Source organism: Halomonas sp. AOP7-B1-5 (assembly GCF_052353045.1).
Classification (GTDB): Bacteria; Pseudomonadota; Gammaproteobacteria; order Pseudomonadales; family Halomonadaceae; genus Vreelandella; species Vreelandella colorata.
On record NZ_JBQTDC010000028.1, the window covers coordinates 1 to 21,994 of the forward strand.

General features: G+C 56.4%; 18 protein-coding genes. 9 read left to right on the plus strand and 9 right to left on the minus strand.

The window, feature by feature from the left end; genetic code table 11:
- Positions 1–252: 252 nt before the first annotated feature.
- The 4 genes from rluB to ACT3XD_RS13710 form a co-directional block, all read right to left on the minus strand.
- Positions 253–1,119, minus strand: coding sequence for a 23S rRNA pseudouridine(2605) synthase RluB (gene rluB, locus ACT3XD_RS13695; RefSeq protein ID WP_192538538.1), 867 nt, complete (start codon positions 1,117–1,119; stop codon positions 253–255).
- Positions 1,106–1,918, minus strand: coding sequence for an SMC-Scp complex subunit ScpB (gene scpB, locus ACT3XD_RS13700; protein ID WP_192538537.1), 813 nt, complete (start codon positions 1,916–1,918; stop codon positions 1,106–1,108). Before scpB ends, rluB begins: the two co-directional genes overlap by 14 nt.
- Positions 1,915–2,853 carry a segregation and condensation protein A gene (locus tag ACT3XD_RS13705; protein ID WP_318782765.1) on the minus strand — a complete coding sequence of 313 codons (939 nt, stop codon included), beginning with the start codon at positions 2,851–2,853 and terminating at the stop codon, positions 1,915–1,917. The genes scpB and ACT3XD_RS13705 overlap by 4 nt, the downstream gene beginning before the upstream one ends.
- 104 nt (positions 2,854–2,957) lie before the next feature.
- A complete protein-coding gene (locus ACT3XD_RS13710) occupies positions 2,958–4,718 on the minus strand; it encodes a DEAD/DEAH box helicase (protein WP_192538535.1) in 1,761 nt (586 codons plus the stop codon).
- Between the two features lie 137 nt (positions 4,719–4,855).
- Between ACT3XD_RS13710 and ACT3XD_RS13715 the strand changes: the two genes are divergently transcribed.
- Positions 4,856–5,077, plus strand: coding sequence for a hypothetical protein (locus ACT3XD_RS13715; RefSeq protein WP_192538534.1), 222 nt, complete (start codon positions 4,856–4,858; stop codon positions 5,075–5,077).
- Positions 5,078–5,209: 132 nt separating this feature from the next.
- Here the strand turns inward: ACT3XD_RS13715 and purL are convergent, their stop codons facing one another.
- Positions 5,210–9,145, minus strand: a complete 3,936-nt coding sequence (purL, locus tag ACT3XD_RS13720) for a phosphoribosylformylglycinamidine synthase (RefSeq protein WP_192538533.1) — start codon at positions 9,143–9,145, stop codon at positions 5,210–5,212.
- 183 nt (positions 9,146–9,328) lie between these two features.
- On the opposite strand from purL, the gene mltF reads away from it, so the two are divergent.
- The 7 genes from mltF to crtB all read left to right on the plus strand — a co-directional run bounded on the left by mltF (position 9,329) and on the right by crtB (position 17,971).
- A complete protein-coding gene (gene mltF / locus ACT3XD_RS13725) occupies positions 9,329–10,795 on the plus strand; it encodes a membrane-bound lytic murein transglycosylase MltF (protein WP_192538532.1) in 1,467 nt (488 codons plus the stop codon).
- Between the two features lie 332 nt (positions 10,796–11,127).
- A complete protein-coding gene (locus ACT3XD_RS13730; RefSeq protein WP_192538531.1) occupies positions 11,128–12,033 on the plus strand; it encodes a polyprenyl synthetase family protein in 906 nt (301 codons plus the stop codon).
- Between the two features lie 45 nt (positions 12,034–12,078).
- Entirely contained in the window at positions 12,079–13,122 is a 1,044-nt protein-coding gene (fni, locus tag ACT3XD_RS13735) for a type 2 isopentenyl-diphosphate Delta-isomerase (protein ID WP_192538530.1), read from the plus strand.
- Positions 13,119–14,399, plus strand: a complete 1,281-nt coding sequence (locus tag ACT3XD_RS13740; protein ID WP_192538529.1) for a glycosyltransferase — start codon at positions 13,119–13,121, stop codon at positions 14,397–14,399. Before fni ends, ACT3XD_RS13740 begins: the two co-directional genes overlap by 4 nt.
- Entirely contained in the window at positions 14,396–15,574 is a 1,179-nt protein-coding gene (crtY, locus tag ACT3XD_RS13745; protein WP_225736200.1) for a lycopene beta-cyclase CrtY, read from the plus strand. Before ACT3XD_RS13740 ends, crtY begins: the two co-directional genes overlap by 4 nt.
- A complete protein-coding gene (locus tag ACT3XD_RS13750) occupies positions 15,564–17,048 on the plus strand; it encodes a phytoene desaturase (protein ID WP_225736199.1) in 1,485 nt (494 codons plus the stop codon). The genes crtY and ACT3XD_RS13750 overlap by 11 nt, the downstream gene beginning before the upstream one ends.
- Positions 17,045–17,971 (plus strand): 15-cis-phytoene synthase CrtB, encoded by a 927-nt coding sequence (gene crtB, locus ACT3XD_RS13755; protein WP_192538528.1) that lies wholly within the window; start codon positions 17,045–17,047, stop codon positions 17,969–17,971. Before ACT3XD_RS13750 ends, crtB begins: the two co-directional genes overlap by 4 nt.
- On the opposite strand, the gene ACT3XD_RS13760 is transcribed toward crtB, so the two are convergent.
- Both ACT3XD_RS13760 and tadA read right to left on the minus strand, forming a co-directional pair.
- Complete coding sequence (locus ACT3XD_RS13760) at positions 17,910–18,437, minus strand: sterol desaturase family protein (protein ID WP_192538527.1); 528 nt, start codon at positions 18,435–18,437, stop codon at positions 17,910–17,912. The genes crtB and ACT3XD_RS13760 overlap by 62 nt on opposite strands.
- A gap of 119 nt (positions 18,438–18,556) precedes the next feature.
- Complete coding sequence (tadA, locus tag ACT3XD_RS13765; RefSeq protein ID WP_318782764.1) at positions 18,557–19,009, minus strand: tRNA adenosine(34) deaminase TadA; 453 nt, start codon at positions 19,007–19,009, stop codon at positions 18,557–18,559.
- Between the two features lie 107 nt (positions 19,010–19,116).
- Here tadA and ACT3XD_RS13770 point away from each other — a divergent pair, with 107 nt between their 5' ends.
- Positions 19,117–19,944, plus strand: coding sequence for an acyl-CoA thioesterase (locus tag ACT3XD_RS13770; RefSeq protein WP_192538525.1), 828 nt, complete (start codon positions 19,117–19,119; stop codon positions 19,942–19,944).
- 105 nt (positions 19,945–20,049) lie between these two features.
- On the opposite strand, the gene ACT3XD_RS13775 is transcribed toward ACT3XD_RS13770, so the two are convergent.
- Both ACT3XD_RS13775 and rpmE read right to left on the minus strand, forming a co-directional pair.
- Entirely contained in the window at positions 20,050–21,321 is a 1,272-nt protein-coding gene (locus ACT3XD_RS13775; protein ID WP_192538524.1) for a malic enzyme-like NAD(P)-binding protein, read from the minus strand.
- 310 nt (positions 21,322–21,631) lie between these two features.
- Entirely contained in the window at positions 21,632–21,847 is a 216-nt protein-coding gene (gene rpmE, locus ACT3XD_RS13780; RefSeq protein WP_081621251.1) for a 50S ribosomal protein L31, read from the minus strand.
- Positions 21,848–21,994: the final 147 nt, after the last annotated feature.

Below are 21,994 nucleotides of genomic sequence, written 5' to 3' on the forward strand. Positions count from 1 at the left end.
GTACTTAGCAAACTGTTGCCTAGCTGACAGCAGGTTGTGAGCTGAGTAATCCAAGCAGCGCAGTTTGTAATGGATGGGGAAGATAAAAGTACGCTGGCAGGGAGCATAATTGAGGCGGTAAGGCTTGGGGCTTGGTGCGCAAGGAAGAGTATTTATGACAATCCGCTAGCACGTCATCAATCTGATGGATTGATGACGTGCACTGTTCATTCTGGCGATGTTGACAACGTTAGCTAATAAATAGGCAGGCAATTAACGACGCTTGGGTTTACGCATCGTCTGTACTGGGCGGCGCTTGTTCTTATCGCGGCTCCAGCGGTTCTTTTCATCAGGTGTAAGCTCAGGCACCTTGCGTGCTTCAAGGTTGGCGAGCGTGGCGAGATCATCGACTTCGTCTTGCGAAAGCTCGACCCACTCGCCTGCTTTAGCGCGCTTATCGATAAAGATATTACCGTAGCGAACACGCTTCAGGCGGCTCACGGTAAGCTCTTGAGATTCCCATAAGCGGCGTACTTCCCGGTTACGACCCTCAAGAATGACGACGTGGAACCAGGTGTTGATGCCTTCACCGCCAAATTCCTGCACATCGGTAAAGCGTGCGGGGCCGTCTTCCAGCATAACGCCATCGACCATCGCCACGATGTGCTCGCGCTTCACCTCGCCCATTACGCGAACCGCATATTCGCGTTCAACCTGGGTAGAGGGATGCATTAACCGATTGGCAAGCTCGCCATCCGTTGTGAAAAGCAGCAAGCCACTGGTGTTGATATCAAGCCGGCCGATCGCTATCCAGCGCTCACCCTTCAAGCGAGGCAACCGCTCAAATACCGTACGGCGGCCTTCTGGGTCTTTGCGGGTGCACAACTCACCTTCTGGCTTGTTGTACATAATGACGCGACGCGGTGCTTCGTTCTCGGGTCTCAGCGTGACAGGGCGATCATCAAAACTTACCTTATCGCGGTTTTCAACGCGGTCACCCAGCTTGGCTACCTGACTGTTGACCTTTACTCGGCCATCAGAAATCGCGGTTTCCATTTCACGCCGTGAGCCTAAGCCAGCTCGGGCAAGCACTTTCTGGAGTTTTTCGCTAACCGGGGGAGTGTTGTTACTCTGAGTCATCGTCTGACCTCATCTCATTGGTCTGCGTGCGCGCACTGTCATCACTGAAGCGCTGCGCACGTGCCGCAAGCCGTGCTTCTAAATCAGCAAAACTTAGCGGCTGGTTTAACGCCGTCTCGGCGTGGTCGTCGGCTCTCTCAGCCGTCTTGGGTGGCGCATCCTGCACGCTTTCAGGCGCCTCGTCCAGTTTTTCTTCAGGCTCGGCTGTCTCATCAGCATCAATTTGAGGTAGCGCATTTTGTAGTGTAGGTGAATCAGACTCGTCATTGTCCTCCCAGTTGGCTAATTCATGCATGGGAGGCAGCGCATCGAGAGTTTTCAGGCCGAAATCGTCCAGAAAACTTCGCGTGGTGGCATAGACGGCAGGCCGCCCCGGTACATCCCTGTGTCCAACAACCCGAATCCAGCCGCGCTCCATCAAGGTACGCATGATTGAGCTACTCACACTCACCCCGCGTACTTCTTCTATATCACCACGAGTAACGGGCTGTCGGTAGGCAATCAATGCCAGCGTTTCAAGCAGCGCACGCGAATAGCGCTGGGGACGCTCATCCCATAACCGCGAAACCCAGTGAGACAGGCGCGGCCGGATACGCAGTTGGAACCCAGACGCCGTTTCGACCAGCTCCAACGCGCCTTCTTTGTGTCGATCACCAAGACGCGCTAGTGCGTCACGCAACTCTCGCCTTGCCGGGCATTCGTCATCAAGGAACAGTGTTTCAAGCCGCTCTACTGGCAAAGGCTCGCCAGCCGCGAGCAGTGCGGCTTCAATAATATCGTCTAAGGTGGTATCCCTCATGGCGACTCCTCATCAGGCTCAAAAGCGGGCTCTTCAAAGGAATCGCTGCCGATCTCTCCAGACTCATGACTATCATTCACGGTTTCTTCGAAAGCAGATTCTTCATCCGCCTGCGTGCCGCTGCGTGCACGAACATGAATCGGCGATAAGGGCGCGTTTTGAACAATTTCAATCATTGCTTCTTTTGCCAGTTCTAGAATCGCCATAAAGGTAACCACCACCCCTGCCCGCCCTTCTTCCAAGGCAAACAGCGCTTCAAAAGGGGTGTAATGCTCTTCTGTCAGCTGCTCCATAATTTTAAGCATGCGCTCACGGGTAGACAGCACTTCACGACTGATTTGGTGGGCTTTAACCAGCTCCGCGCGTTTGAGGATATCGGACAGAGCATCCAAAAGTTCATCCAGCTCAACGTCAGGATGAATCATTCGGGTCTCAAGCGGCGGCAGGCCTGCCTGCACGCTAAACCAGTCGCGCCCCATGCGGGGCAGCGTATCCAATGTTTCCGCCGCGGTTTTTAAGCGCTCATACTCCTGCAGCCGTCGAATCAGCTCTGCACGCGGATCTTCTTCGTCGTCACCCTCAGCTTTAGGAGGACGGGGAAGCAACGTGCGGGATTTAATTTCCGCCAGCATAGCGGCCATCAGCAGATACTCACCGGCAAGTTCGATCTCCATGGCTTTCATCAGCTCTACATACTCAATGTACTGGTGCGTAATAGCGGCCACGTTGATAGTTAAGATATCTAAATTTTGCCGACGAATAAGGTAAAGCAAGAGATCCAAAGGCCCTTCGAATGTCTCCAGGAAAACACGCAGGGCCTCTGGGGGAATGTATAAGTCTTCCGGCAGTTGGGTAATAGGCTCGTCAAATAGCCGCCCGAGCGCCTCCACGACGGGTTCTGCCTCGAGGGTAGCCGTATACTCAGGATCAGCGATAGTGTTGTGTATCTCACTCACGCAGTAGACATCTCTTGGTCAGGGGGCGTTGGCAGGCAGTGTAACAAAGTCGGCACTTGACGTTGCGCCTGATGCGCGGTGCGTTAGCCTGCTTCGGTGGCTTTACGATAGCGTCCTTCATAGTCGAAGAGCTTGTCGCGAATCTGAAAATGTCGGCCTACCTTACGTCCGACCACAAAGTCTGGAGGGCGCAAGCGGCGCTGCTCGCTGATAACGTCTTCTGGCTTAATGGGATGCCAGGGCGTACCCGGAGCGCGCAAATGCCGACGCAAAAAAACAGCATAAAAGGCACGCCGTTGGGCGGGGGTTTCCAGGGCAAACCACTCGGAAAGCGTTGTGCCATCTTCATCGTGATAAGTCACTTTTAGGCGTGGTAAACCCCGCCCATTGATGGCTGACTCCAGCTGCATTCCGCTTACCCGTAATACCCGGGCATCTTTTAATCTGAGTGCGTCTTTAAGCTTGTCATCGGCATCCACCAATAGCTGCTCGCAGCCGTGGCAGCGGCGTGCCGCAATATCATTCTCAGCGCCACAGTTATCGCAAACCTTGAAGCGAAAGCGAAAGTCACATTGATGCTGCTTGCCTTTCTCATCCTCCAGCAGCCCCTGGCAGCGGCGACCAAAATGCTCGATAACCAGCTCACCGTCGCGCTTGCCCCAAAACAGATTAGCGTGGCCGCAGGCCGGGCATTCCACCTGCACCGGCTCGTTATCCCCCGCCGGTTTCGGCTCGCCTACTTCCGGCGCGTAAAGATCCCAGGGGTTACCCGCGTAATCCAAAATCAGACAATCCTGTTTACCCGGCGAAAGCCGAAGCCCGCGGCCAGCAATCTGTTGATACAGGCTTACTGATTCCGTCGGCCGGAGCATTGCAATCAAATCCACATGCGGCGCATCAAAGCCGGTGGTCAGCACCGAGACATTGACTAAGTATTTAAGCTCGCGCGCCTTAAAGGCATTAATCAGCTGGGTACGCTCTGCCGACGGCGTAGCCCCGGTAATCAGCGCCGCCTGATCGGCAGGTAAATATCCCATGATTTCTTCAGCGTGAGCGACGGTTGCTGCAAATATCATCACCCCATGCCGCTCAGCGGCACGCTCAACAATCTGGCTGATAATCATGGGCGTGGCGCGATTGCCTGCCACGACTCGATTTAGCTCTGCTTCGCGATAATAGCCATTTTCAGCAGGCGCTAGCATTGAAAAATCATACCCTTCGATCGCCATATCTAGACGTTTGGGTTCGGCAAGATAGCCTTGCTTTACCATCAAGCGCAGCGGCTGTTCGAACACGCAGTCACGAAAAAAGCTCGCGTCACTGCCGCGTACCATGCCGTGGTAATGACGGTGGTAGATAAATCCCTGGCCCAGCCGGTAAGGCGTCGCGGTCAGCCCTAGCACTTTCAGATTAACGTTTTGTGCCCGTAGGTGATCAATCACCTGACGGTAGCTGGCGTCTTTATCAAGCGATACGCGGTGGCACTCGTCAATCACTAGCAGAGTGAAGCCTTCGTCATTGAACGACTCAAGGTTACGCACGACCGATTGCACCGAGCCAAAAACCACCTGGCGCGACGCTTCCTTGCGCTTCAACCCCGCGCTGAAGATATCGGCCTTTAGACCATAGGCCTGATACTTGGCATGATTCTGCTCCACCAGTTCGCGTACATGCGCCAGTACCAATACGCGGCCTCTCGCCAACCGGGCAAGCTCAGCAATGACCAGCGATTTTCCACTTCCCGTGGGCAACACCACCACCGCGGGTTCGCTAGACGCGCGAAAATGCGTAACGACACGTTTAACCGCATCTGTTTGGTATGGGCGTAAAGCAGGTGGCGGCATGCGACTCCAATGGCCAGAAAATTAATTAGCAGGCTACAGAACTATTTGGTTTATTACCCATCAAAGCTGTTAACACACTTATTAATAGCCATCTTTATTGTCACGACGATGGCGTATCCCCTAACGGAGGAATCCTTATGAAAGCGAATGATCATTTCCGTTCTGAATGCCCAGAATGTAGCAGCCGCTTAAAACGCCTTCCCGCTACACGTCGCGATAAAAGTCATGTGTACTGCATGGACTGTGGACATGACTTTGGTCGCTACGCGTTCTTGATTGAGCGTTATCGCCATGAGCTTGAAACGCTTGAGCTACGTCTTAACACGCCTACAAATACTCAAACGGCATCTGGCCAATAGTACGCCAGACACTGCCACTATACATTTCAGGAAATGAAGAGCAGTTGAGAACAGTTTAAGAGTAGCGTTAGCCATAACGGCGGCCCAAGGGCCGCCGTTATGCGTTGTTAATGGCTTACACGTTATCGGGGATTAACCGACCCAGACACGCGCATTGCGGAACATACGTAGCCACGCACCATCTTCAGTCCACTCTGCCGGGCGCCAGGAGTTGGTTACCGCGCGGGTAACACGCTCCGGGTGGGGCATCATGATAGTGACGCGACCATCCGGTGTGGTTAGCCCGGTGATGCCCGAAGGCGAGCCGTTGGGGTTAGCCGGGTAACGCGTGGTCACCTGGCCGTAGTTATCGATATAGCGCAGGGCAATCTGACTGCTGGACTGCATGCTGCGCAGATGCGCCGTATCGCGGAACTCAGCGCGGCCTTCACCGTGGGCAACGGCAATAGGCAATTGAGAGCCTTCCATACCGGCCAGCAGAATCGACGGCGTTTTCTCAACGCGCAGCATAGCTACCCGTGCTTCAAACTGCTCTGACTCGTTACGCATGAAGCTTGGCCAGTTTTCGGCACCGGGGATCAGAGATTTCAGCTGCGACAGCATCTGGCAACCATTACACACGCCCAGCGAGAAACTGTCATCGCGAGTAAAGAAAGCCTCAAACTGATCGCGTGCGCGTTCGTTGAACAGCACCGATTTAGCCCAGCCGCCACCAGCACCCAACACATCGCCGTAAGAGAAGCCGCCACACGCCACCAGCCCTTTAAACTCATCCAGGGAAACGCGACCTTCCAGGATGTCACTCATGTGAACATCCACGGCGTCAAAGCCTGCTTTATCAAACGCCCAGCCCATCTCGACCTGACCGTTAACCCCCTGCTCGCGCAGTACCGCCACAGCGGGTTTAGCCATGTTGATAAACGGCGCGCTGATATCTTCATTGATATCGAACGTCGGCGTAGCGAAAAGGCCAGGATCACGCGTATCGAGCAGATTATCGAACTCGTTTTTAGCGCACTCAGGGTTATCGCGCAGCGCCTGCAGACGGTAGCTGGTTTCCGACCAGGTGCGCTGAGTCAGTTGCCGCGTCGTTTCTAACAGCGGCTCTTCAAACAGCGTTACCCGCACCTGATCATCGTAACGCGGACGAGCAATGACACCGCACGTTTCAATGCCAGCCACGGCAAACTGGGTCAGCACCTCTTCGGTGTGCTTGCGGTTGACCTGGATCACCGCACCGAGCTCTTCGGAAAACAGCGCGTTAAGCGCCTCAACCGGCTCATCAATCATCCAGTCGAGCTTGATCTCAAGACCAGCGTGCGCGGCAAAGGCCATCTCCAGCAGCGTGACAATCAGACCGCCATCGCTACGGTCGTGATACGCCAGCAGCTTGCCGTCACGGTTAAGCCCTTGGATAACCTCAAAGAAGGCTTTGATATCTTCTGGATCATCCACATCCGGGCAGGTATTGCCCACCTGGCCGTATACCTGCGCCAGCGCAGAACCACCCAGGCGGTTCTGGCCGTTGCCCAGGTCGATCAGAATCAGGTCTGATTCATCCTGATCAAGGTTGATCTGCGGCGTCAGCGTACCCAGTGCGTCGGTGACCGGGGCAAACCCGGTAATCACCACCGACAGCGGCGACGTGATGCTCTTGTCTTCGCGCTCTCCCTGATCATTCTCATCCTGCCAGGAGGTACGCATCGACATGGAGTCTTTGCCCACCGGCACCGCGATGCCCAGCGCCGGGCAAAGCTCCATCCCTACGGCGTGAACCGCGTCATAAAGCGCTTGGTTCTCACCGGGGTGATCGGCAGCGCTCATCCAGTTGGCGGAAAGCTTGATATCCCCCAGCTTGGCAATAGGCGCGGCCGCAAGGTTGGTAATCGTCTCGGCCACCGCCAAGCGTGCGCTGGCCGCGGGGTTAATCAAGGCAACCGGCGGGCGCTCACCCATGGCCATCGCTTCACCGGCATGCGTGTCGTAGCTTGCGGTGGTTACCGCTACATCGGCAACCGGCACCTGCCAAGGGCCCACCATCTGGTCACGGGCCACTTGGCCTGTAATCGAGCGGTCGCCAATGGTAATCAAGAAGCTTTTGGATGCCACGGCGGGCAGACGCAAAACGCGGTCCAACGCTTCGCGAAGGTCCAGGTTATCCAGCATGACGCCGGAAAGCTCGGGCGAGTGACGCTCAAAGCTGCGCTGCATTTTCGGCGCTTTACCGAACAGCACGCTCATCGGCAGATCAATCGGCTTGCTTTGGAAATGGCCATCGCGCACTTCCAAATGGTGATCGGCCTGGGCTTCTCCCACGACGGCATAGGGACAGCGCTCGCGCTTGCACAGCGCATCAAACGTATCCAGGTCTTCCGGCGCAACGGCCAGTACGTAACGCTCCTGGGCTTCGTTACACCAGATTTCCAGCGGGCTCATGCCCGGCTCGGCGTTGGGCACGGCGCGTAAATCGAAAAGCCCACCGCGGTTACCGTCTTTGACCAGTTCAGGCAGCGCGTTGGAAAGCCCGCCTGCACCGACGTCGTGAATAAAGCGAATCGGATTTTTATCGCCCAGCGACCAGCAGCGGTCGATGACTTCCTGAGCACGCCGCTCGATTTCGGGGTTTTCACGCTGCACCGAGGCAAAATCCAGATCAGCGCTTGAAGTGCCGGAAGACATGCTAGAAGCCGCCCCACCGCCCAGACCGATCAACATCGCCGGCCCGCCCATCACGATCAGCTTGCCGCCCACCGGGATATCGCCCTTTTGAACGTGCTGAGCGCGAATGTTGCCGTAACCACCGGCCAGCATGATCGGCTTATGGAAACCGCGCCGCTCAATACCGCCTTCGTTAAGCGTATCCTGCTCATAGGTACGGAAGTAGCCGTTGAGGTTAGGGCGACCAAATTCATTATTAAACGCGGCGCCGCCAATCGGGCCTTCAAGCATGATGGCAAGGGCTGACTGCATGCGCTCGGGCTTGCCGTAATCAAACGCTTCCCACGGCTGCACGAACTCAGGAATTCGCAGGTTGGAAACGGTAAAGCCCGAAAGCCCCGCTTTCGGTTTGCCGCCGATACCGGTAGCACCCTCATCACGAATTTCACCACCAGAACCAGTCGCGGCACCCGGGAACGGCGCAATCGCGGTGGGGTGATTATGCGTTTCCACCTTCATCAAGATGTGGATCGGCTCTTGATGGGTGCCATATAGCGCGCGCTCACCCTCAGCACCGGTCAGCGGCGTCGCATAAAAGCGCCCTGCCTGGCTGCCTTTGATAACCGCCGCATTATCGCTGTACGCCGATAAGACGTTGTCAGGGGAGGTTGCAAAGGTGTTCTTGATCATTTTAAACAGCGAGTGGGACTGCGGCTCGCCGTCAATCACCCAGTCGGCGTTGAAAATTTTATGTCGGCAGTGCTCTGAGTTCGCCTGCGCAAACATCATCAGCTCAACGTCAGTGGGGTTCCGCTGAAGTTCGTTGAAGGCATCTACCAAGTAATCAACTTCATCGTCGGCCAGCGCCAGACCCAACTCGCGGTTAGCGGTCACCAGTGCATCACGGCCACTGTTCAGGATATCCACACTGCCCAGCGGCGCCGGCGCGTGATGGGCAAACAATCTTGCCGCATCAGACGCGTCATCAAGCACCGTCTCCGTCATGCGGTCGTGCAATAACGCCGCCAGGACCGCTAGACTCTCGTCACTGGGCGGAGCACTAAATCCTACCCGGTAATCAATTCCACGCTCTATACGCCGAATTTCTGACAGCCCGCAGTTATGCGCGATATCGGTCGCTTTCGATGACCAGGGTGACTGAGTACCTAAACGCGGCACCACCAGAAAACGCTCACTCTGGGTAGGTGCCTCAGTGCTGGTATGCGTACCGTAATCCAACAGCTGTGTCAGACGCTCTTGGGAGGCGTCACTGAGTTCTTCATGGTGATCGATAAAATGAACATAGTGGGCAGACAGTGCCTCCACCTCGGGAACACGTTCACGCAGCACCGTTAACAGCCGTGTATGACGGAAGGCAGAAAGGGCGGGCGCGCCTCGCAGTTCGAGCATATCCTGAAGCCTCTAGAGCAGAGAAAATTCGTGCAGGGAAATAGCAGGCCGCAACGCGGCCCCCTTAAATGACACTAATTAGCCACTATGATACTGGAAAGCGGCGGCCACACGAAATCAACAAGGTGACAGCATGATCCTGGCTGGGTATCGTGGCAGCCTGTTTCATGCCGACAAGACTCCATGCCGACATTGATCTACCAACATTTCATTGCGCGTTTTCGCCTGTATTTTACCTTAAGCATCATCGTCTTACTGATATTGGCACCGACCATACCCAAGGTACCGACAGGTGAACATTTAACGCAGATTCAAGCCAAAGATTTTATTACGGCCCATACGCGCAACACCCCCACGACCTATTATGAAGGCCGTCAGGGGCCAACCGGCTTTGAGTACGAGCTGATGCACCAGTTCGCCGAATATTTAGGCGTGAGCCTCAACCTCAATGCCAAGCATCATGCTGAGAGCGTTTTGTCAGCGGTACGTGATCAAGGCGACCTTGGCGCAGCGGCGCTGCCTCTTCTCCCCAATACATCAGAGGTATATTACACGCGTCCGATTATTCAAATGCAGCCGCTGGTTGTCTACCGACGGGGCTTGCACGGTATACAGGAGCCCGGCGACCTGGTGGGCCTTGAGCTGGGTACGTTGAGCCAAGCGGGTACCAGCGAAGCCCTGCGCGAACTCCAACGTGAGTATGCTGATTTAAGCTGGAAGGAGTCTCACGAGCTGGAAGTGGCTGAGCTGCTCGCTCAGGTTGAAAGCGGCATGCTGGATGCAGCGGTTATTTTTGATCATCAGTTTCGGCTTAATCGCCTCTTTTTCCCTAACGTTGAGCGGGGCTTTTTACTCGGCGATCCGCTTTCCATGGTCTGGGCCGTACCTAGGGGTCGTGGCTTAGGGTTGCTGGAGGCCGCCAATGATTTCCTGCAAAACCTGCAGGAAAACGGCACGCTCAACCATCTGGTGAACCGCTACTTTGGCCATGACGACTACCTGGAGTACGTCGGCACACGTACTTTCCTGGGCCATTTGGATGTGCGCCTACCCCAGTTTACCGACCTATTTAAGCAGGCCGCCGCCACAACCGGATTTGACTGGAAGCTGCTGGCCGCGGTGGGCTATCAGGAGTCTCACTGGGACGCCGATGCGGTTTCCCCCACCGGTGTACGCGGGCTGATGATGCTGACCCACCCAACCGCGAGCGAAATGGGTGTGGATAACCGACGTGACGCGGCGCAAAGCATTGATGGCGGCGCCCGCTACCTGCGGAGTCTAAAAGACCGCTTGCCTGAAAGCATTACCGGTAATGACCGCATGTACATGGCCATGGCGGCCTACAATATTGGCCTTGGCCATCTTTACGATGCGCGCAAACTGACAGAAGTACGCGGAAAAGATCCCAACCTGTGGAACGATGTACGCGAGACGCTGCCGCTCTTACAGCATCAGGAGTGGTATAGCCAAACGCGCCATGGTTACGCACGCGGCGGCGAACCGGTCATTTATGTGCGCAACATTCGCCGCTATTACGAAATGATCGAGTACGTAGAGCGCAGCCGTCAGCAGTTTTTTCAATTAGAGCAGGCAGGCATTGAAGATCCCTCCCAGCTGCCTTTTGAACTGATTCCCCCGCTCACCCCCTAGTCTTCTTAAAGCGCTTTGCGGCTAACGCTGCTGCTGATTAACGCCCTAACATTGACAATGGTTATGCAAATAACCATTGTTGTACAATACGTGATGGCAGCGGCATGCTTGGTGCACGATACTCATATCGCTGTTTTCAGATATAAATTGTGGGCTTAAATGGCATAAAAAAGGAAATTTACGCCGTTTGAATTACGCTTTGCAGACATACAAGTAAAAACGTTCACCGCCCAGGCAGCTCGCCGTCAACAGAACAGGTTGGCTTATATCATCGCCATGCGCGCTCAATAGCTGCCATATATTGTCATAATGGGAAACCAGGGATCGCTTTGATGAACGCCAACGTCGATACATTTTCAAGCTATGAGAACGAAGTGCAGGCTCTGCGCGAAGCGCTTCAAAATCGCCTGGCGCAACTGCTGCCTGAAAGCCATGAACACGACCTGGTTTGTGAGGCGATGCGCGAAGGCACCCTGGCACCCGGCAAACGTATTCGCCCTCTTCTACTCATGCTTGCGGCACAGGACCTAGGCTGCGAGCCAGATAAGCCAGGCCTTCTGGATCTGGCATGTGCCGTGGAAATGATCCACGCCGCCTCGCTGATCCTTGACGACATTCCCTCAATGGATAACGCCCTTTTACGTCGTGGTAGGCCCACTATTCACCGCCAGTTCGGCGAAAATGTCGCGATCCTTGCCGCCGTAGCGCTTCTCAGCCGGGCCTTTGGCGTGGTGGCAACGGCAGACGGCTTATCGGATACCTGCAAGACGCAGGCGGTGGCAGAGCTTTCCACCGCTGCCGGTTTACAGGGGCTGGTTCAGGGCCAGTTTCGCGACTTAAGCGAAGGCAGTAGTGCCCGCAGCGCCGAGGCCATCATCACGACCAACACGCTTAAAACCGGCGTGCTGTTTGATGCCACGCTGCAAATGGCTGCCATTGCCGCAGGCACCTCGCCCGAGATACGTCACTCGCTGCGCTGCTTTGCCCAGGATCTGGGGCAGGCTTTTCAGCTGCTGGATGACCTTTCCGATGGCCTAAGCGGTACCGGCAAGGACATCAATAAAGACAGCGGAAAATCAACTCTGGTGGCCATGCTGGGCACTCAAGCCGTACGTCAACGCCTTCAGGAGCACCTGCACAGCGCCGACGAGCACTTGTCATCTGCTTGCGCGCAGGGGGCGGCGACCCGGCGTTTCATGCACACCTGGTTCGATAAGCAGTTGGCCATGTTTAGCTGACGTAGCATGTTTCACCGTGCAGGATTCAGATTCAAGGGAGCGGCAATGAAGGACACCGAGCTGACACAGCGTAAAAACGACCATCTGGATATTGTGCTCAACCCGGCGCTGGCTAGAAAAACCATCCGCACGGGGTTTGAGCGCTGGCGCTTTGAGCACTGCGCACTACCCGAGCTCGACCTGGACAGCATTGACCTACGTACCGTGCTGTTTGGGCGCACCCTGCAGGCGCCCCTGCTGATTAGCTCAATGACCGGCGGCGCCAGCCGGGCCACCAACATCAATCGCTATTTGGCCCAAGCGGCCCAAACCCTGGGCCTTGCCATGGGCGTTGGCTCCCAGCGCGTGGCGCTTGAGAGCGAAGCCAACTGGGGGTTAACCAGCGAACTGCGCCAGATTGCCCCCGATATTCCTCTGCTCGCCAACCTCGGCGCTGCGCAACTACTTGGCAAGCACGGCGTTGACTATGCCCGCCAGGCAGTCGACATGATCGAGGCCAATGCACTGATTGTGCACATCAACCCGTTACAAGAAGCGCTGCAAACCGGAGGGGACCGTGACTGGCGCGGTATTCTGCTGGCGATAGAACAGGTGTCGAACGCCCTGGCGGTACCGGTGGTGGTGAAAGAAGTCGGTGCGGGACTTTCAGCATCGGTTGGCCGCCAGCTAGCGGGCGCGGGTGTTGCCATGCTGGATGTTGCCGGTGCCGGTGGCACCAGCTGGGCCGCCGTAGAAGGCGAGCGCGCCAGCACGCCGCAAAAACGCGCCGTGGCCATGGCCTTTGCCGACTGGGGCATTCCAACAGCCCAAGCGCTGTGCGATTTACGTAAAACGCTACCCCATATGCCCTTAATCGCGTCAGGAGGTATTAACGACGGCATTGATGCCGCAAAAGCGCTCTGTCTGGGAGCCCAACTGGTAGGCCAGGCGGCAGCGAGCTTAAACAGCGCCAATACCTCAGCCGAGGCGGTCATCGAACACTTTCAAATCCTGATCGAGCAGCTGCGGGTTGCCTGTTTTTGTACGGGTAGCGCGGATTTAGTCGCGTTAAAGCACGCCACACTGCTGCGCATAGAGAACGACGCATGAGCCACTATGCGGTTGTTGCGCCACCGCTATATAGCCACGTCAAAGCCCTGCAGGCGCTTGCTTTACAGTTGATTGAACGCGGCCATCAGGTAACGTTTGTGCAACAGTTTGAAGCGCGTGGCCTGCTTAGCGACTCACGCATCGGATTTTACCCGCTGGGCGAGCAGCGTCTTCCTGCGGGTAGCTTGGCCAAGACCTTAACGCGGGCGGCGCGCCCCTCGGGCCTAGGGCTTGTTCGGTTAATCAGCGATTTGGCCCGCACCACCGATATGCTGTGCAGCGAATTGCCTGCGGCTCTTGAAGCGCTTGGCGTGGATGGACTGATTGTGGATCAAATGGAAGCGGCCGGCGGGTTGGTCGCCGACGCTCTGGGCCTGCCTTATGTATCGGTGGCATGTGCCCTGCCGGTCAACCGCGAGCCGGGGTTGCCGCTACCCGTAATGCCGTTTGCCTATTCAAACAGCGCCCAGGCCAGGCACCGTTATGAGGTCAGCGAAACCATTTATGACTGGCTGATGCGCCCCCAGGCGCGCGTTATTGCCCGACATGCCCAGCGCCTTGGGTTAACGTCCCGACACTCGCTGCACGAATGTTTATCACCGCTGGCCCAAATCAGCCAAACGCCCTTAGCGCTCGACTTCCCCCGCACCGTTCTACCCGCTTGCTTTCATGCGGTAGGCCCCTTGCGTGAACCTAAACCGGATACGGCTAAATTGAGTGCACACGCCGATATGCCCAGGCAGCCGTTTGTGTTTGCCTCGCTAGGCACGCTCCAGGGCCATCGCTACCGGCTATTTTGCAAAATAGCCCAGGCCTGTCAGCAGCTCAACATGCCGCTTTTGATTGCCCACTGCGGCGGGCTAAATGCTGCCCAGGTTAACCAGCTTAAAACCTACCCGGCCACTTTCGTTACCGATTTTGCCGACCAGCGGGCTGTTTTAGAGCAGGCACGGGCCGTTATTACCCATGGCGGCTTGAATACGGTAATTGATGCAGTCGAAAGCGCTACTCCGATGCTTGCCATTCCTATCGCCTTCGACCAGCCAGGCGTTGCCGCGCGCATCGCCCATCACGGGATCGGCCAACGCGTTTCTCGTTTTTCAAGCGCATCGACGGTGGCCAAGCGGTTGGGCCGCCTGCTCAACAACGATGCTTATCAGCAGCGCCTGCACGCCATGCGCGCACCGCTCGCCCAGGCAGGTGGAGCGAAACAGGCCGCGGATATTACCGAGCAGGCTTTACGCGAACAGCGTCCGGTGTTGGCGAGGGTGGCATGATGAATACCCAGTGGGATGTGATCTTAGTAGGCGCAGGCTTGGCCAACGGGTTGATTGCCTGGAGGCTGAAGCAGCGCCAGCCTGCATTAAAGGTGCTGGTACTGGAAGCCGGGGAACGGCCGGGCGGCAACCATACCTGGTCGTTTCATGAAGGCGACTTGAGCGCAGCGCAACACGCCTGGCTCGCCCCCTTGGTAGCCCATTGCTGGCAGGGCTATGAGGTGCGCTTCCCTGAATTTACCCGCCAGCTGCCCAATGCCTATTTAAGTGTGACCTCTGAGCGCTTTGCGAGCGTCATGGAAGAAGCCCTAGGTGAGCATTTAATAACTCATAGCCAAGTGACCAACGTCACGCCCACCAGCGTCGAGCTTCCCGACGGCACCACGCTTAGCGCAGCGGCGGTGATCGATGGTCGGGGTTATCAGCCAAGCCCGTATTTGACCATTGGCGCTCAGGCGTTTATAGGCCAGCAGTGGCAATTGAGCAGCCCCCACGGCTTAACCCAGCCGCGTCTGATGGATGCCACTGTCGACCAGGCGACAGGCTACCGCTTCGTCTATACGCTGCCACTTTCCGTCGATGAGCTTCTAATCGAAGATACGCACTACATCGATCAGGCCACGCTTGATGAACAGCAGGCACGTACCAATATCAAACATTACGCGGCGGCCCAAGGTTGGCAGCTAAAAACGCTTAAGCGCGAGGAGCGCGGCAACCTGCCGATCACCCTTGCGGGCGATTTCGAGGCGTTCTGGCAGGCGGCGCAGCAGCAACCCATGAGCGGGCTACGCGCCGGACTTTTTCACTCAACGACCGGGTATTCATTGCCCCACGCGGTCGAGCTGGCCGATCTGATCGCTGCACAGCAAACCCTTAATGCCAGCACGCTGTTTGAGCTGATAAAACGCTTTGCCGCGCGGCGCTGGCGGCAGCAGCGCTTTTTCCGCATGCTCAACCGCATGCTGTTTCTGGCCGGGCCTGCGGAGAATCGCTGGCGAGTCATGCAGCGCTTTTATGGCTTGAACGACGCGCTTATCGCGCGCTTTTACGCAGGCCATCCGACCCTGGCCGATAAGGCCCGAATCCTGTCAGGCAAGCCGCCAGTCCCGGTGGGCGAAGCCCTTCAGGCCGTGCTTAAACAAACCCCTCGGCTGCGAGCCTTTAATGATGAGTAAAACAATCGTAATAGGGTCAGGCTTCGGCGGCTTGGCCCTGGCCATTCGACTGCAGGCGGCGGGCGTACCCACGCTGATTCTGGAGCAGCGCGACAAGCCCGGCGGGCGCGCCTATGTCTACAAGGATCAGGGCTTTACCTTTGACGCAGGTCCCACGGTAATCACCGACCCAAGCGCTATTGAAGAACTCTTTACCCTGGCGGGCAAACGCCTGGAAGACTACGTCGAACTAATGCCGGTCACGCCCTTTTATCGCCTGTGCTGGGAATCGGGAAAGGTCTTTAATTACGACAACGATCAGGCAAACCTTGAGGCGCAGATAGCCCGCTTTAATCCTCAGGACGTAGAAGGCTACCGGCGATTTTTAGACTACTCCCAGGCAGTGTTTAAAGAAGGGTATCTAAAGCTTGGCAGCGTTCCTTTCCTGTCGTTTCGCGATATGGTGAAGGCTGGCCCACAGCTGGCGCGTCTTCAGGCCTGGCGCAGCGTTTACAGCATGGTTGCCAAGTTTATTGAAGACGATCACTTGCGCCAGGCGTTCTCGTTTCATTCGCTGCTGGTCGGCGGCAACCCGTTTGCCACCTCCTCCATATACACACTGATTCACGCCCTTGAGCGCGAATGGGGCGTATGGTTTCCGCGCGGCGGCACGGGCGCGATGGTTCAAGGCATGGTTCAGCTGTTTAAAGACCTCGGCGGCGAAATCGAGCTTAACGCAGAAGTCACGCAGCTTGAGGCTGAGGGCAATACTCTACAGGCGGTACAGCTTGCCGATGGGCGGCGTATCGAGGCGAGTGCTGTAGCATCGAATGCCGATGTGGTGCACACCTATGAAAAGCTTTTAGGCCACCATCCGGTAGGTGCCAAGCGCAGCACCTCGCTCAAGCGCAAGCGCATGAGCAACTCGCTGTTCGTGCTCTACTTCGGGCTTAACCATCATCACGATCAGCTAGCTCATCACACCGTCTGCTTTGGGCCGCGCTACAAGGAACTGATTGACGATATCTTCAACAGCGACGCACTGGCCGAGGATTTTTCGCTCTACCTTCACGCGCCGTGCGTTACCGACCCCTCTTTGGCGCCGCCTGGCTGCGGAAGCTACTACGTGCTGGCCCCAGTACCGCATTTAGGCACCGCTAATCTGGATTGGGAAGTAGAAGGACCCCGCTTGCGCGAGCGCATTTTCGACTACCTTGAACAGCACTATATGCCGGGGCTGCGCGAGCAGCTGGTGACTCACCGCATGTTCACGCCGTTTGATTTTCGCGATCAGCTGGGCGCCTATCAGGGCTCGGCGTTTTCCGTCGAGCCGATTCTTACCCAAAGCGCCTGGTTCCGCCCGCATAACCGGGATAGCCGGATTGCTAACCTTTACCTGGTGGGAGCCGGCACGCATCCCGGTGCAGGCGTGCCTGGGGTGATCGGCTCGGCCAAAGCAACGGCCGGGTTAATGTTGGAGCAACTGGCCCCATGAATCAGCCGCTGCTTGATCACGCCACCCAGACCATGGCCGTCGGCTCGAAAAGCTTCGATACTGCGGCCAAGTTGTTCGATGCCCGTACACGGCGCAGTGCGTTGATGCTCTACGCCTGGTGCAGGCACTGCGATGACGTTATTGATGATCAGACGCTGGGCTTTAACGCCATGGTCGATAGCCCGAGCAGCGCCCAGCAGCGCCTGGCTACCCTGCAAGAGCAGACCCAGCAGGCTTACGCTGGCGAACCCATGCAAACGCCTGCCTTTGCGGCATTTCAGGAGGTTGCTCTTGAGCACTCGATTCCGCCCAAACGCGCGTTCGAGCATCTTGAAGGGTTCGCCATGGACGTGCGTGAGGAGCGCTACATTACTTTCGACGATACGCTGCGCTACTGTTATCACGTCGCGGGTGTAGTGGGGTTGATGATGGCGCAGGTAATGGGTGTACGCGATGACGCCGTTCTGGATCGCGCCTGCGACCTGGGGCTGGCCTTTCAGTTAACCAATATTGCCCGGGATATTGTGGAGGATGCCCGCGTGGGGCGCTGCTATCTGCCCGAGAGCTGGCTTATAGAAGAGGGACTTTCACCGACGGCGCTTGCCGACCCTGCCTACCGCCCTCAGGTGGCGCGGCTTGCCAATCGACTGGTCGAAGAAGCCGAGCCCTACTACACCTCTGCAACCGCCGGGCTTGCCGGGCTACCGTTGCGCTCGGCCTGGGCAATTGCCACCGCCCACGGGGTATATCGTAAAATTGGCTTGAAAGTGCAGCGCGCCGGAGAAAACGCCTGGGACAAGCGTCAGGGCACAAGTACCTATGAAAAAGTGGCCCTGCTGATCAAGGGCGCTACACAGGCACTTAGTTCTCGCGTGGTGACACCGGCGCCGCGCCCTTCGGGTCTTTGGCAGCGTCCGGACTAGCCGATTTGGCCTGACGGTTTCTTAATACCGCCTGGAGCTTTTCCACCGGCGGCGAGTATAAAAAACCAAACGATACGCACTCTTCCCGGCTTTTAACGACATGATGCAGGCGGTGCGCTGTGTACAGGCGCTTGAGATAGCCGCGCCGAGGGATATAACGAAACGGCCAACGCTTATGTACTAGCCCATCGTGCACGATGAAGTAGATCGCGCCATAAGCCGTCATGCCCGCGCCAATCCACTGCAGGGGCCAGAGGCCTGCCGTGCCCAGCGCAATGAGAACAATGGCCAGCACGGCAAACACCACGGCGTATAAATCGTTGAGCTCAAACCACCCCGTGCGCGGCCGATGGTGCGAGCGATGCCAGCCCCATCCCCAGCCGTGCATGATGTACTTATGCGCCAGCGTGGCGATAAGCTCCATGCTTGCCACCGTGACCAAAACAATTAACACATTCCACGCCATAAGCGCCGCTTCTCCCTGACACTGCCTCTATAGCTACCGGCCACGTTGGCCGCTGCATCGAACAACGCCCAACTCCCGCCACCGCGACTTTAGCGCACAAGCGTTAGACATAAGACAATCTAGCGCCTGGCTGCAAAAAACGCTTTCAATAACTTTTTGGCCGACGGCGCCAAAACTCCCGCCGTCACTTCAACATGATGATTAAACCACGGCTGGGCCAGCAGATTGGCCTTGGATTCCACCATACCGGTACGCGGCTCGGCGGCACCATACACCAAGCGCTTTAGCCGGGCATGCACAATGGCACCAGCACACATCATGCAGGGCTCCAGCGTGACATACAGCGTACATCCATCCAAGCGGTAGTTGCCGCTCTGCTTTCCAGCCTCACGCAACGCACGGATTTCCGCATGGCCACTCGGGTCACAGCTGGCGACCGGCGCGTTGTGCGCCGCGGCAAGCACTTCTCCTTGCGCATCGACCACCACGGCCCCCACCGGTACTTCGCCTGCCTCAGCAGCCAGGTGCGCCTGTTCAAGGGCACGGTGCATGTAAAATTCATCGCTGCGTATCAAGGCAAACTCCGCTAAGGTAGCAAAACAATTGTAGCAACGGCTGAGCCGCCGTATGTGATATCCGCCACTATGGATCACACTAGATAGCACCAAGGATACCTAGAATGACCGACGCGCTGAATACGCTAGTAAATTTACTTGAGCTTGAAGCCCTCGAAGAGACGCTGTTTCGTGGTCAAAGCCAGGATTTAGGCTTTCCTCAGCTGTATGGCGGGCAGGTATTGGGTCAAGCACTCGCGGCGGCTTCGCGCACAGTGCCAGAGGAGCGTCGCCCCCACTCCCAGCACGGTTATTTTCTGCGCCCCGGCGATCCGCACCGCCCGGTCGTGTATCAGGTCGATAACGTGCGCGATGGCGGAAGCTTTACTACCCGTCGCGTAACGGCAATTCAAAAAGGCCGGCCGATTTTCTTCTGTAGCGCCTCTTTTCACAGTGCTGAAGACGGGTTTCATCATCAGCGCGCGATGCCTCAGGTCGAGTCGCCAGAAGCCCTGATTGAGAGCGGCGCCGCCAAGCATGCTCGCTTTCCTGGCCACCCAATTGAGTTTCTGCATATTAAAGGCAACCCGGATAATGGCGCTCCGGCAGGGCAGTGCTTGTGGTTTCGTTTTTCAGGCACGCTGCCGGACGACCCGGCACTGCACCGAAATCTGCTGTCTTATGCTTCGGACTTCAACCTGCTGACCACGAGCCTGCTGCCCCACGGCATTCAGTTCACTGACCCTAAACTACGTATCGCAAGCCTTGACCATACGCTGTGGCTGCACGAAGACACGCGACTGGATGAGTGGTTGCTGTACGTGATTGATTCGCCCTGGGCGGGCGGTTCAAGAGGCTTGGCTCGCGGGCATATCTATAGCCGCGATGGCCGCCTAATTGCCTCTACGGCCCAGGAAGGGCTAACGCGCATGCATGATGAGCCGATTCGTTAACCCGATAAAACTGGGCCTTCGGCAGGTAATAAGCACTCAATAAAAACATGCATAAACGACAACGCCCGCAGCCAGTGCGGGCGTTGTAAGAGCCATCAGCAGATTTTAGCCGCCGTAAACGTCATTAATCGTTTTCAGCGGGTAGTGCGCCGGGTAAGGCTTGCGCGCAACGCCTGAGTCTACCGCCGCCTGGGCGACCGCTGATGAGACGCGCTCAAGCAGACGAACATCGACCGGCGTAGGGATAATGTACTCGCGGCCAAAGCTCATTTCCGTGCGCTCATAAGCGCTAAGCACTTCCTCCGGCACCGGCTCACGGGCCAGATCTTTCAGGGCGTGCACAGCGGCAAGCTTCATGGCTTCGTTAATACGCGTGGCACGGACGTCCAGTGCACCCCGGAAAATAAACGGGAAACCCAGTACGTTGTTCACCTGATTGGGGAAGTCTGAGCGACCGGTGGCCATAATGACGTCCGGGCGCGCTTCGCGGGCAACATCCGGATGAATTTCAGGATCGGGGTTGGTGCAGGCAAAAATAACCGGATCTGCGGCCATCTTTTTAACCTGCTCAGCCGACAGCAGGCCCGGGCCGGAAAGACCGATAAACACATCGGCGCCGTCGATAGCGTCATTTAGCGTACGCATCTCGGTATCCTGGGCAAACTCGGCCTTGTACTCATTGATTCCATCACGCCCGGCATGAATAACGCCACGGCGATCCAGCATGACCAGATTTTCTTTTTTGGCACCACAGGAAACCAGCAAACGCATACAGGCAATGGCAGCGGCACCGGCGCCCATGCAAACGATCTTAACGTTCTCGATGGTCTTACCGGCAATGTCCAGCGCATTCAGCATGCCAGCGGCCGTGACGATAGCGGTACCGTGCTGGTCATCGTGAAATACAGGAATGCTGCAGCGTTCAGACAACGCCTTTTCAATTTCAAAACACTCGGGCGCCTTGATATCTTCAAGGTTAATGCCACCCCAGGTGTCGGCAATGCGGGCGACGGTATCGATAAATGCCTGTGGGCTTTCGGCGTCCACCTCGATATCCACCGAGTTGATGCCCGCAAAGCACTTGAACAGTACGCCCTTGCCTTCCATGACGGGTTTACTTGCCAGCGGACCAAGATTCCCCAGGCCCAGGATGGCGCTTCCATCGGTAATAACCGCGACTAAATTTCCCTTACCCGTATAACGGTAAGCATTTTCTGGGTCGCGGGCGATTTCGCGAACCGGCTCGGCAACGCCTGGGCTATAGGCCATTGCCAAGTCGCGAGCCGTTGCGGTGGGTTTGGTTAATTCTACTGAAAGCTTACCGGGAATCGGTTTTGCATGATAATCCAGCGCTGCCTGCTTATTTGCATCCGTCATAGTCAGGGTCCAATTAGCCTAAAGTAGATATAAGTGCATTCAGAATATAGAAAAATTCAAGTCGCCTCAAGCTAGCGGTCAACTCAAAAAGAAAACGCCAGTTTTAGCGAATATTCCTTCACGTTAAATACTTTTATCAGCCATTTGCTGAATCTTATACAACCCCACGTTAGCCATAACGGTTTACTTATTGCTGTATTGCAGCATTTTTGAAAATTCATTCCATTTTAAGAACCAACAAAAAACCCACGCCGAGGCGTGGGTTTTGTGCAGCGTACAATGTACGTGCAGAGTGGTTGATCCGTTAGGATTAACCGCGCTTGACAGCAGCGCCAAAACGCTTGTTGAAGCGCTCTACACGGCCACCAGTGGTCGCTTGCTTCTGCTTACCAGTGTAGAACGGGTGGCAGTTGGAGCATACGTCCAGCGAGAAATCCTGGCCAGAAGTAGTACCAACCTGGAAGCTAGCACCGCAAGAGCAGTTAGCGGTGACCGTGTTGTAATTCGGGTGGATACCTTGTCTCATCGTGATGACCTCATAAGCTGTATGCCGCCACCTGATCCGTTGCCAGGCACCGCATACGGGTTTGGAATAAACTGCTAACCGGTTACCCGCTTGATCGTTTAGATTCACAGCGGCCGCATATTTTAGCAAAACTTATCGCCGGAGGCC